Annotated in this window: 11 protein-coding genes; 1 reads left to right on the plus strand and 10 read right to left on the minus strand. The window is 49.2% G+C overall.

Annotated elements, in window-relative coordinates; genetic code table 11:
- Positions 1-47: 47 nt before the first annotated feature.
- The 8 genes from argF to FO446_RS26165 all read right to left on the minus strand — a co-directional run bounded on the left by argF (position 48) and on the right by FO446_RS26165 (position 9,392).
- A complete protein-coding gene (gene argF, locus FO446_RS26130) occupies positions 48-1,019 on the minus strand; it encodes an ornithine carbamoyltransferase (protein WP_173612219.1) in 972 nt (323 codons plus the stop codon).
- The gene (carB, locus tag FO446_RS26135; protein ID WP_237899498.1) at positions 964-4,206 is read right to left on the minus strand and encodes a carbamoyl-phosphate synthase (glutamine-hydrolyzing) large subunit; all 3,243 of its coding nucleotides are present in this window, start codon (positions 4,204-4,206) and stop codon (positions 964-966) included. Before carB ends, argF begins: the two co-directional genes overlap by 56 nt.
- Complete coding sequence (locus tag FO446_RS26140) at positions 4,199-5,305, minus strand: carbamoyl phosphate synthase small subunit (RefSeq protein ID WP_173612217.1); 1,107 nt, start codon at positions 5,303-5,305, stop codon at positions 4,199-4,201. The genes carB and FO446_RS26140 overlap by 8 nt, the downstream gene beginning before the upstream one ends.
- A 147-nt stretch (positions 5,306-5,452) precedes the next feature.
- Entirely contained in the window at positions 5,453-6,634 is a 1,182-nt protein-coding gene (locus FO446_RS26145; RefSeq protein ID WP_237899499.1) for an aspartate aminotransferase family protein, read from the minus strand.
- Positions 6,597-7,442, minus strand: a complete 846-nt coding sequence (gene argB / locus FO446_RS26150) for an acetylglutamate kinase (protein WP_173612215.1) — start codon at positions 7,440-7,442, stop codon at positions 6,597-6,599. The genes FO446_RS26145 and argB overlap by 38 nt, the downstream gene beginning before the upstream one ends.
- Positions 7,443-7,455: 13 nt before the next feature.
- Positions 7,456-8,496: an N-acetyl-gamma-glutamyl-phosphate reductase gene (gene argC, locus FO446_RS26155; protein ID WP_237899500.1), complete on the minus strand. Its 1,041-nt coding sequence runs from the start codon at positions 8,494-8,496 to the stop codon at positions 7,456-7,458.
- A gap of 136 nt (positions 8,497-8,632) precedes the next feature.
- Positions 8,633-9,046 carry a c-type cytochrome gene (locus tag FO446_RS26160; RefSeq protein ID WP_173612213.1) on the minus strand — a complete coding sequence of 138 codons (414 nt, stop codon included), beginning with the start codon at positions 9,044-9,046 and terminating at the stop codon, positions 8,633-8,635.
- 76 nt (positions 9,047-9,122) lie between these two features.
- On the minus strand, positions 9,123-9,392 hold the full coding sequence (locus FO446_RS26165) for a YciI family protein (RefSeq protein WP_237899501.1): 270 nt from the start codon (positions 9,390-9,392) through the stop codon (positions 9,123-9,125).
- A 143-nt stretch (positions 9,393-9,535) separates the two neighbouring features.
- On the opposite strand from FO446_RS26165, the gene FO446_RS26170 reads away from it, so the two are divergent.
- Positions 9,536-10,972, plus strand: a complete 1,437-nt coding sequence (locus tag FO446_RS26170; RefSeq protein WP_237899502.1) for a PAS domain-containing sensor histidine kinase — start codon at positions 9,536-9,538, stop codon at positions 10,970-10,972.
- Here the strand turns inward: FO446_RS26170 and prfB are convergent.
- Together prfB and FO446_RS26180 are read right to left on the minus strand one after the other, a co-directional pair.
- A protein-coding gene (prfB, locus tag FO446_RS26175; protein WP_173612211.1) for a peptide chain release factor 2 occupies positions 10,962-12,075 on the minus strand; the annotation gives its coding sequence in 2 pieces (ribosomal slippage) (positions 10,962-11,993 and positions 11,995-12,075; 1,113 coding nt in all). The genes FO446_RS26170 and prfB overlap by 11 nt on opposite strands.
- A gap of 113 nt (positions 12,076-12,188) precedes the next feature.
- Positions 12,189-12,650 carry a hypothetical protein gene (locus tag FO446_RS26180; RefSeq protein ID WP_173612210.1) on the minus strand — a complete coding sequence of 154 codons (462 nt, stop codon included), beginning with the start codon at positions 12,648-12,650 and terminating at the stop codon, positions 12,189-12,191.
- Positions 12,651-12,750: the final 100 nt, after the last annotated feature.

Below are 12,750 nucleotides of genomic sequence, written 5' to 3' on the forward strand. Positions count from 1 at the left end.
GTCTATTGGATTTAATTCCGGCTAGTTCTATTTAACTAGAACTATGTTCACACCAGCGCCGCCAAAATCGCCTTTTGTGCGTGCAATCTATTTTCAGCCTGATCAAAAATGACAGAGCGCGATCCGTCGATAACCCCGGTCGTCACTTCCTCCCCACGATGTGCAGGCAAGCAGTGCAAGAAGAGATAATCACGATCTGCCGCTGCTACCAATTTTTCATTCACTTGATAGTCGGCAAATGCTTTCAATCGTACCTCATTTTCTTCTTCAAAACCCATACTAGTCCAAACGTCCGTGTATACAGCATCTGCCCCCATGACAGCCTCTATCGGATCGGTGGTCACCATCATTTTTCCACCGCTTTGTTTCGCGTACCCCGTAGCTTTTGCGACAATGGTTGCATCCATTTCGTAGCCTACCGGAGTTGCTACCCGCACATCCAGACCTAGCAGAGCTGCGCCCAGCACCAGTGAATTCGCCACGTTGTTTCCGTCTCCTACATAAGCGAGCTTGACTCCTTTCAGCTTGCCTTTATGCTCCCAGATCGTCAGCAGATCAGCCAAAGCCTGACAAGGATGGTACAGATCGGTCAAGCCATTGATAATAGGAATCGACGCGTGCTCGGCAAGCTCTTCTACATAGGAGTGGGAAAAGGTGCGAATCATGATGGCATCCACGTACCGAGAGAGAACTTTTGCTGTGTCGCTGATCGGCTCCCCACGTCCGAGCTGGAGCTCTTTTCCGCTCATGAACATTCCCAAGCCGCCCAACTGATGCATCCCTACTTCAAAGGAGACGCGGGTGCGGGTTGAAGCCTTGTCAAAGATCATCCCCAACGTCTTGCCTTGCAAAGGCTGGAATGGCTGTCCCAGCTTTTGCAATTGCTTGACGTGAGCAGACAGATGGAGCAGCTCCATCAATTCTTCTCCATTGAATTCATCGACGCGCAAGAAATCTTTTCCTTTATGCTTTTGTAACGGCAAGTTTTGAAAGTGTTCCAATATCTTCACTGGCTGCATGCGAGCCACCTCTTTTCTTCATAATAGACTTCACGTATAACTCGAACGTATCGACAGCGGAGAACAATGGCACACCTTGTTGTACCATCCGGCTTCGCAGAGCAAATCCGGTCCGGCCATGACGATTGCCTTTCGTCGCAGTAACGAGTGCAAAGGCCGCTTGTTCCTCTTGCAACAGATCGATCCACGCTGCTTCATCTGCAACGATATGCTTCACGACAATTCCTTCGTTTTTCAGCCACTCGGCCGTTCCCGGAGTCGCCGCCAGATTGGCACCGTCTGCTTGTAATTGTCCGATTGATTCTCTCACGCCGCCCTGCTTATCTCCATCTGCCAAAGAAATCATGACCAACTGACCTTTTTGCCAGTCGCCGTACAAATTGTCTTTGAAAGCAAAGGCTTTGCCTGCAGCCTCTTCAAAAGAATGACCCAAGCCGAGAACTTCGCCCGTCGATTTCATCTCTGGACCTAGTACCGGGTCTACGCCGTTCAACTTGATCGTGGAGAAAACTGGCGCCTTGACGACGGCAAACGGAATCTCTGGCAAAAGCCCTGTACCGTAGCCCATCTCCGACAGCTTCTCACCCAATTGTGCACGAACCGCCAATTGAACCATCGGGATACCAGTCACTTTGCTCGTAATCGGTACTGTCCGTGAAGCACGAGGATTTACCTCCAGTACATAAACCGTTTCGCCATCAATGACGAACTGAATATTGATTAACCCGACCGCTTCCATTTCCTTCGCGATTGCTTCTGTATAGCTCGCGATTTTGTGCTTGATGTCATCCGTCAGCTGAGGAGCCGGGAACAAGGCTACACTGTCGCCTGAGTGGATGCCCGCTCTCTCCACATGCTGGAAGATCCCTGGGATGATGACAGAATGTCCGTCGCATACCGCATCTACTTCTGCTTCCTTGCCTGGAACGTATTTATCCACGAGGAGTGGGAAAAACATGCTCATGTCCGGATGGCTCAACCAGTCGTGAATGGTAGCCTGCAGCTCGTCGATATTGTGGACAACGACCATACCTTGCCCGCCGATGACATACGAAGGTCGCATCAAAACAGGGAAGCCGATTTCCTCCGCGATCGCGGTTGCATCCTCCAAGGACGATACTCCTTTTCCGGGAATATGCGGAATGTCCAGCTTGCGCAGCATGGCGTAGAACAGCTCGCGGTCCTCCGCGCGTTCAATGGCTGTAAGCGATGTACCCATTACTTTCAGCCCCGCATGCTCCAGCTTGGCTGCCAGATTAATCACGGTTTGACCACCGAACTGAACCATGACGCCCTCCACCTGTTCACGCTCTGCGATATGGAGCACATCTTCTACGTGAAGCGGTTCAAAATACAGATGGTCGGCTGTTTCATAGTCAGTGCTGACCGTCTCTGGGTTGTTGTTCACAACGACTGCCGCAATACCCCTTGCCTGAAGCGCTTTGGCTGCATGCACGGAGCAATAGTCAAACTCGATTCCCTGACCAATTCGAATGGGACCTGAGCCAAGGACCAGTACTTTGCGGCCAGACAGTGACTCAACCTCATCTACTCCTTGCCAATCCGAATAGTAGTAAGGGGTTTGGGCATCAAATTCTGCCGCACAAGTATCCACAATTTTATAAGTAGGCGTAATGCGAGATTCTTGACGAAGTGATTTGATTTCGGCAGGTGTAGCGCCAACCAGTGAAGCGATGGTTTCATCCGCAAACCCGCGACGCTTTGCTTCCAACAACAGCTCTGGGGTCAATGTTTTGCTATCGTGGCAAGACAGCTCTACTTCCAAGTCCACGATTTTACGCAAGCTCCGCAAGAAAAACGGATCGACACCAGTCAGATTATGCAGCTCACTTTCTGTAAAGCCTTTACGGATCGCCTCAGCAAAAACAAACAGTCTGATATCAGTCGCTTCCTGCAAGGAATGGGCAAGCTCCTCGCGCGTCCAGGATGCCAGCTCTGGTCGAGTCAAATGTGTGCAGCCCTGTTCGAGGGAGCGGACTGCCTTCAAAAGCCCTGCTTCCAGATTGCGGGCGATCGACATGACCTCGCCAGTCGCTTTCATTTGCGTCCCCAGCTTGCGGTCTGCCAGCGGGAATTTGTCAAACGGGAAGCGCGGGATTTTGACCACGATGTAGTCCAACGCTGGTTCAAAGCTAGCGTACGTATAGCCCGTGATTGGATTTAACACCTCATCCAGCCCGTAGCCCAATGCGAGTTTGGCGGCGATCCGCGCGATTGGATAGCCTGTCGCTTTGGAAGCCAACGCACTTGAACGGCTTACACGAGGATTTACCTCGATCAGCACATACCGATCGGAATTCGGATCGAGCGCAAATTGTATATTGCAACCGCCTACTACCCCAAGCGAACGAATCACTTTCGTTGATACGCTGCGCAGCATTTGGTACTGACGATCTGTCAGCGTCTGAGAAGGTGCAACGACAATACTGTCTCCCGTATGAATACCTACCGGGTCCAAATTTTCCATATTGCACACGATTATGCAGGTATCATTTGCGTCCCGCATGACCTCGTATTCGATTTCCTTCCAGCCTTTTACACTGCGCTCAATCAGTACCTGACCGATTGGACTAGCCGCAATACCACCTGCTGCAACCTTTCGCAAGGACGCTTCATCCCCCGCGATCCCGCCACCTGCTCCTCCGAGCGTATAAGCAGGGCGCACAATCACGGGATAGCCGATTGTATTCGCAAACTCGATGGCTGCTTCTACAGATTCGACTGTATCGCTCTCTGGAACAGGCTCCCCGATTTGTTGCATCAATTGCTTGAACAGCTCACGGTCTTCCCCGTTTTGAATGGCAGCCAGCGGCGTACCCAACAGTTGGACGCTGTACTTTTCCAGCACCCCCGCTTCTGCCAGCGAAACAGCAAGATTAAGTCCCGTTTGGCCGCCTAACGTAGGCAAGAGACCATCGGGACGCTCTTTTGCGATAATAGCTGTCACGGATTCCACCGTGAGCGGCTCCAAATATACTTTGTCCGCTACTTGTTCGTCTGTCATGATCGTTGCCGGATTGTTATTCACCAGCACGACCTGCACGCCGGCTTCTTTTAGGGAAAGGCAAGCCTGTGCACCTGCATAATCAAACTCCGCTGCCTGCCCGATGACGATCGGACCAGAACCGATGACCAATACTTTATGAATGTTTGGCAATTTAGGCATATCTCTTCGCTCCTACTACGCGCATCGACTGCAAGAATTGGTGGAAAATGTGGGATGTATCACTCGGACCCGGATGTGCCTCCGGATGGAACTGCACACTGAAAACAGGCAAACTAACGTGACGCATTCCTTCGACTGAACCGTCATTGACATTGCGGTAGGAAACCGTTAATTGACGTTTATCCAAAGACTCTTCCTTGACCACGTACCCGTGATTTTGTGAACTCATATATACTTTGCCAGTCATCAGATCCTTGACCGGATGATTGCTGCCGCGGTGACCGTATGCGAGCTTCTCTGTCTTGCCGCCGTACATCAGCGCCAATACTTGATGCCCCAAACAAATGCCCAACGTCGGGTACTGCTCCACGGCTTTGCGCCATTCACTGCAATACGCAAGCAAGTGCTCCGGATCGCCAGGCCCATTGGAAAACAACAAGCCGTCTGGTGCGAGAGCATTGATTTGAGCAAAACTCGTATCAAATGGAACGACTGTAACACGGCAGCCCTGCTGTAGAAGGGCATCCAAAATCGATTGCTTCATGCCGAGGTCAATCAAGACAACATGCTCGCCTGTTCCCGGATAACGCTCCACTTGTTGTCTGGATACGTTGGCAACTAATGATTTCTTGGCGTGCTTGTAGCGCAGTGACACCACTTCCTCTACCTGCATAGGCTGATCGGAAATGACACCGAATACGGTACCGTCTTGACGGACGCGCTTGGTAATCGTTCGCGTATCAATCCCTGCAAGGATCGGGAAGCCAAATGCTTCTGCGGCTTGGGCCAAAGTCATGTTTGATTCGTAATGGCTTGGCTCCGTGCATAGCTCGCTGACAATCATCCCTGTCAACGCTGGCTTGGCTGCCTCATAATCCTTTTCGTTGATCCCGTAGTTTCCGATCAAGGGATAAGTGAAGGTAACAATTTGCCCAGCAAAAGAGGGATCTGTCATCACCTCTTGGTATCCCGTCATTCCTGTATGAAAAACCACTTCTCCGAATCCGTTAATGGGGGCGCCATACAGCTTCCCTGTAAAAACCTCGCCGCTCTCCAGCGTTAAATATCCTGTTCCTAACGATTGATTCTCTCTATCCATCTATGAAGCCACTCCTCTCCAATGGGCACCGGCCTGATCCTCTTACCGAAAATTTATGCAACCTTTTGTATTAATATACATTTGGGATTATAAAAATGCAACGAGTTTTTTGACCTCTTCCACTCGTTGCATTCTTTGCTTTTTCCTCTAAACCTTCGACAGCGCCTCGCTTAATACAGTAATGGCCTGCTTTACTTCATCGTCGGTCGTTACAAACGAAGGCAAGAGTCTCACTACTTGTGGGCCAGCCATCAGCAGAATGACACCTTTCTCCCGTGCATACGCGACTGGCTCACCAGCAGGAATTGTTAGCTCCACACCGAGAAGCAGCCCTTTTCCCCGAACCGTAACCACTTTGTCTGGATGCTCTGCCTTGAGCTTCTCCAGCTCTTTGATCAATACGCCATGGATATGGGCTACCCGCTCCAAAATCTGCTCCTCTTCCATCGTCGCGAGCGTAGCGATTCCAGCAGTTGCTGCCAATGGATTCCCGCCAAAAGTAGTGCCATGTGTACCCGGAGCAAACGCTTCTGCTACTTCTTTGGTCGCGATGACCGCTCCAATCGGGAAACCACTTCCCAAGCCTTTTGCTAATGAAATCGCATCTGGCTTCATGTCATAGTGCTGGAAGGCAAACCATGTACCCGTGCGGCCAATCCCAGTCTGTATCTCATCGATTAGCAGGAGCAATCCGTGCGCATCGCACAATTCACGCAGCGCCTTCACCCACGCCTCTTCTGCTGGATGAACGCCGCCTTCTCCCTGAACCAGCTCCAGCATGATCGCGCATGTCTTGTCTGTAATGGCTGACTTGACCGCATCAAGGTCGTTGTAAGGAACGCTGACAAATCCCTGCGGCAGTGGTCCGAATCCGTCCTTCACCTTTTCCTGTCCAGTAGCCGTCAGGGTAGCCAACGTCCGCCCATGAAAAGACTGTTTAAAGCTGATGATTTCGTAACGGTCGGTCCCTTTTATTTTTTGTGCATAGCGGCGGGCAAGCTTGATCAAGCCTTCATTCGCCTCTGCTCCACTGTTGCAGAAAAAAGCCTGATCCAGCCCAGACAGACGACTCAGCTTTTCTGCCAAAATCTCTTGCTGAGGAACATGCACCAGATTCGAGCAATGCCACAACGTATCGAGCTGTTCGTGCAGCTTTGCCGTTACTTTTGGCGGAACATGCCCTAACGAGGTCACGGCAATTCCTGAGGTAAAATCGAGATATTGCTTGCCTTGATCATCCCACACCTGGTTTCCTTGTCCTTTTACCAAACTGATTGGCCATCTCGCATAGTTATTCATGAGATGCACAGGAGCTGTTGTTGTATGCATATTCATTTCCCTCCTCATTGAGCATTTTCATACGGACTGTTGTCCCGACTGCCTCCCCGGCACAAACACCGAGCAAATCTTCAGCGGTTCCCCGGCAGATGACAACCTGCTCTACGCCCTGTCCGAGAGCGTCGAGAGCTGCCTGAACCTTCGGAATCATTCCGCCAGTAATAATCTCTGTCCGAATCATTTCCTGTATCTCTTCTGCACTTGTAGCTGGCACTACTGCCTTGGTTCCGTCTGGCTGTGGCTGCATAATGCCCGGAACATCTGTCACCATGATCAGTTTTTCGGCGCTAAGCGCTGCTGCAATCGCTCCTGCGGCTACATCCGCATTGACGTTATATGTCTCTGTGCCATCTTCACTAACAGAAAGGGGAGCAATCACCGGAACGTAGCCCCTCTCAAGAATCGTTTTCGGAATAGTCGTATCAGCCTTCTTGATTTCTCCTACCCACCCGAGTGGCTTTGACGTTTTTGTTGCCAAAAGGGTCTGACCATCGATTCCACTAACTCCCCAAGCCTTGGCTCCTGCCTGCGTCAGCCTTTTTACCAGCGCCTTGTTTATACTGCCGCATAAGACCATCTCTACTACACGCAGTGTGTCCTCGCAAGTAACACGTAGCCCATCGACAAATTGCGGAGTAATCTGAACTCGATCGAGCATACTGTTAATGGCAGGTCCGCCTCCATGGACGATGACGATCTCTTTTCCTTGCGCCTGCAGTCCGGCAATGGCCTGAAAGAAGGAGTCAGGCAACTGATCCATGGTACTTCCACCACATTTGATCACAACAATTCCTTGCATCTGCTCTCCTCCTCTACGGGTATACAGGTACGAGCGGCAAGCCCGTTTTCTCAGGCAAATCAAACATAACATTCATGTTTTGTACAGCTTGACCAGCCGCGCCCTTCATCATGTTATCGATTACCGACAGCAAGATGACACGCTTCGTGCGCTGATCAACATGGATGGCGATATCGCAGTAATTGGAGCCATGAACTTCTTTGGTACGTGGATGACTGCCTGCAGGACGTACACGCACAAAAGGCTTACCCGCATAAGCAGCTTCGTATAGCTCCTGGATTTGCGCTTGGGTGACGTCAGTTGTTAGTTGTCCGTAAGCCGTGACTAAAATCCCTCGGGTCATTGGAACCAGATGTGGCGTAAATTGAACAAGCGTCTCTTCCCCGCTCTGTTTTTGCAGCTCCTGTTCAATCTCTGGTGTATGCTGATGACTCGCAACTTTATAAGCATGGATGCTTTCATTAATCTCGCTGTAATGAACACCAAGCGATACTCCACGCCCAGCGCCGGACACACCTGATTTGGCATCAACGATCCAACTGTTAGGCTGTACCCAGCCTGTCTTTACCAGCGGAAGCAAGGCGAGGAGTGTAGCAGTGGGATAACACCCTGGATTCGCTATGAGACTGGCACCGGCCACTTGCTCTTGATTCCACTCGGTTAAACCGTAAACCGCCGCTTCTACCCATTGGGACGGAGCCGGCTCATGTTTGTACCACGTTTTGTAGACCGCACCGTTTTCCAGACGAAAATCCCCGGATAAATCAATGACCTTCACGCCTTTTTCGACCAGCTTCGGAGATAGCCCGCTACTTACTCCCGCAGGTGTAGCGAGGAAGATTAAATCGTTCACACCGCTCATGCTGTCTGCATCAATTGGTGACAATGTGGGCAAGCCGAGCCCAGCTGCATGCGGAAACGATTTTTCCAAGCTATCTCCTTCTGATGAACTTGAATACAAATTGGCAATCTCCACATGCGGATGTCCAGCCAAAAGACGGATCAACTCCGCGCCACCATACCCCGTTGCCCCAACAATCCCGACCCGAACCATGCTCTCTCCCCTTTATCCCATTCTGTATTTTTATACATGAATAATAATAAAAATCCATATAGAATACAACAGAAAAACTTTTTTACGCCCAAAGAAAAAAGCGCCCAATTGCTCGAGCGCTGGTTTGTTGCCCTGTTTATTTTTTGTCCGCTAACCATGCAGCGATGTTTTCCGCATCTTTTCCTTTGACGAGACCCGGCGGCATTGCTCCTTTTCCTTTTTCCAAAATAGCCAATATCTGTTCCTTGCTCAACTCGCTACCGATCTTTTGCAAGTTCGGTCCAACTGCCCCTTCCAATGTCTGTCCGTGGCAGGCTGAACAAGTATTTTTGAACGTGGTTTCTGCAGTTGCTGCATCATAGCTGCCGGATGGAGTCGTCGAAGGAGTTTCTGTCGCTGGTTTTTCAGTTGCCGGCGTTTCTGTCGCTGGTTGTTGGGATGGCTGTTGTGCTGGTTGTTGTGCTGGCGGCTGTGTTTGCTTGCTGGTACCACAGGCACTTAGCGAGAATGCGAGTACAGCCGCTGTTAAAACGAGTGGAATACGTTTCAAGGCTGTTCCCTCCTTTATTCGGATTTCTTCGCTAAGTATGCCTCCAACTACCACTTCTCATTCTTACTACAGCCATTTAGGATAAAGGAAATTCCAACGGACTCCATTCACGTAACTCCAACGTCCGTGCGCCTTCCACGACAACTGGATCAGCCTCAGCCAATTTGCGGGCTTCTTCCAGAGAATCCGCTTTGTAAATGACCAATCCGCCAAGCTTGTCTGCGAAGGGTCCCGCCATGAACACTTTTCCTTGCTTGTACAAATCATTGATATACGTAAGATGCGCAGGTCTTACTTGAGCATTCAGCTCTTGATTCACGATTGGCAAAAATGCGGCATACAACATGGACGGTTTCTCTCCTTTTTCATGACCTTGTTCCTTCATGAAGTATAACATAATTATGAATACGGACTTTGGTCTGGTAGGATTTTTCCTTTCTACAGCGAACGATTCAAAGGTAGCAAGTAGCAACAGAGAGGCGGATAGGTATGGACACGCAGATACAGTTATATACATCTCTCTTCCACAACAATCCTGACGCTGTTTTCATGTTCGACATGCAGGGCAGATTCACAGGCGTAAACGCTGCTGGTGAAGCATTGGTAGGATTCACCTCTCAGGAATTGCTGCGCATGCAAATTTGGGAAATTCTCGCTTCTACTGAGGGTCTCGACAATAAGAAACAACAACAAATCCTCTCTGCAGGAATCAGAAAAGATAAGCATTATCAGTTGCTACATAAAAACGGGCAGGTTGTGGATATTATCGCTTCCAGCTTTCCCATTTTTCAAAACGGCGAAATCATCAGTCGCTATTCCATTGCCAAAAACATCACGCAGCAAAAGAAAGTGGAAGAGGCTCTTCACCAGATGCAAGAGAACTTTCGGTTAATATCCGAAAACATTATGGATTTGATTTTTATAGTAAATGTGGATGGAATTATTACCTACGCGTCCCCATCTGTTCAGGCCGTTACTGGTCTCACGATTGATCAAGTGATCAATCAGCATTTTTCGATCTTGGTTCATCCTGAGCAAGTAACCAACGCCAAGAGCGATTTTGCTCAAATGATGAACCAGAAGATCACACTCGATGCCGAGTACCATTACCTGCACCCAGACGGTCGAATGTTGCTGTTCGATGTGAAAGGGACACCTGACATTTGTTCAAACGGCCATATTCTCAGCACGGTTTTTGTGGCACGTGATATTACGGAACGTCGGCAATCAGAGGAATTGCTTCGTTACTCTGACAAGCTGTCCGTTCTAGGAGAGCTTGCTGCGGGTATTGCCCATGAAATTCGCAATCCACTTACGGCCTTGAAAGGATTTATTCAACTCATGGAAGGGGACCAGTTCGCCAATCAGCAATACTTGCAAATTATGCGATCCGAAATCGACCGGATCACTTCGATTACCAGTGAGCTTTTGATAATGGCGAAGCCGCAAGCGTTGCGATTTGCTCCCAACGGCCTTTTGCCATTGCTTTCGTCTGTCATTAAGCTCCTGGAACCGCAAGCCCTTCTTAAAAATGTATCCATTCTCACTGATTTTCCACAAGTCACGTCCCTCATATTGTGTGAGGAATATCAAATCAAGCAAGTCTTTATAAACATCATAAAAAACGGCATGGAAGCCATGCCGTTAGGTGGAAATCTCACAATCAAGGTTGTAGAGCGTTCTTCCGATGTTATCATCCGAATCAGCGATCAAGGACAAGGTATCCCTGCTGAGCTACTTCCCCGATTAGGAGAGCTTTTTTATAGCACTAAAGAAACAGGAACTGGCCTCGGGTTAATGGTAAGCACAAAAATTATTCGCGATCACGGCGGTACAATCAACATCGAAAGCGATGTCGGCAAAGGAACCACCGTATCGATCTCCATACCAAAAGCCTTGAAGCCTACTGTTTCGTTTAACGATTAATCTGCGCGCGCAGATAAGCATCGATAAACGAATCAATCTCACCATCCATGACTGCTTGAACGTTTCCTACCTCCATATTCGTCCGGTGGTCTTTTACCAGACTGTATGGGTGGAAGACATAGGAACGAATTTGGCTGCCCCAGGCAATATCCTTTTGTTCCCCTTGAATAGCAGCCAACGTTTTCTCTTGTTCTTCCCGTTTTTTCTCAAACAGTCGTGCCGTCAGCATCTTCATCGCACGCTCCCGGTTTTTAATCTGGGAGCGTTCTGTTTGACACGTCACCACAATTCCAGAAGGCAAGTGAGTAATACGTACAGCGGAGTCAGTCGTGTTGATATGCTGACCACCCGCACCACTGGAACGATACGTATCGATTTTCAGGTCTTCAGTACGTATGTCTACCGCATTATCGTCTTCGATCTCCGGCAGGACGTTGCAAGACACAAACGATGTGTGACGACGTCCAGAGGCATCAAACGGAGATATCCGCACAAGACGATGAACCCCTTTTTCTGATTTGAGGTAGCCATACGCATTGTAGCCCTTAATGAGGAGAGTGACACTTTTTACACCGGCTTCATCGCCAGGCAAATAGTCCAATGTTTCGACCTTGAAGCCCTTCGCATCCCCCCAACGTGTATACATACGCAGAAGCATGGACGCCCAATCTTGGGACTCCGTACCACCCGCTCCCGGATGCAGCTCCAGAATGGCGTTGTTTTTGTCGTATTCATCACTCAAAAGCAATTCCAGCTCAAAGCTCTCAAATGATTTCCGCAGCTCCTGCGTACTGTCATACAGATCTTGAATGAGAGAGGAATCCCCTTCTTCGATGACGAGTTCCAACATTACCTGGAGATCCTCGTACTGGGAATCCAGCTTGGCCATCGTCTCCACGAGGCTTTTGATTGCATTCAGTTCACTGATTGTCTTCTGCGCTGCATCGTTGTCATCCCAAAAATCGGGTGCCAGCATACGCTCTTCCAGTTCACCGATTCGTTCCTGTTTTACTGGGAGGTCAAAGAGACCCCCTGATATCCGCTAAACGCTTAGCCATGCTAGACATCTCTTGTTTGATGTCCGCAATATCGATTAATGCCATGTTGCGAATCACCTTCTCTTTACGTAAGCTATGTTTTATTGTAACGTAATTTGCCGGATGCGCAAATACGGCAGCTTGTCACGTTTAGAAAAGGGACTTTGCCGCTATCTTTTTCACGTTGCCACTGGTGGTGATGGCGAGGATCTCAGGTCTCGGATTTCAAGTGGTTGTTTATTTTCCGCCTGCGGTGCAGCAACCAGATAGAGATGGGTACGCCGAGCTTCGCTTGCTTTTAGCTGGAATGCTCGTTTGATGATAGCTTGTCGCTTCCAGTTGTGTGTTTTTCGATATTTATTGGCTAGCGGACTTTCACGCGTTCGATCCACCATTCCATTCGGCGGTGCGATCAAAGCCTCATTCCAATTCGGCTCCGGAATTTCCTCCATCAGTCGCTTGTCCTCAAAGACCGGGTTTTGCGCTGAGATGACTCTCGGTAATTCGATTCCCTCCTCCTTTTCAATGAGCTGTACTTTTTTATTTTCTTTTCCTGTCTTTAGGACTGCTTTTAAAGTAACGGCAATGCGCTCCATTATATTTTTTGTTTGTATCCCCATCACGTTCACTGACGTTCTCATTTGTTCATTCCCCCGTCTTCGTGAATTTTTGGTAAAAGTGTTGTACTTACGATTCTATTTATTTTTCAGATAATTACCACCTGAATCGTTCGATCACATT

The sequence above is a fragment of the Brevibacillus brevis genome (assembly GCF_022026395.1).
Lineage (GTDB): Bacteria > Bacillota > Bacilli > Brevibacillales > Brevibacillaceae > Brevibacillus.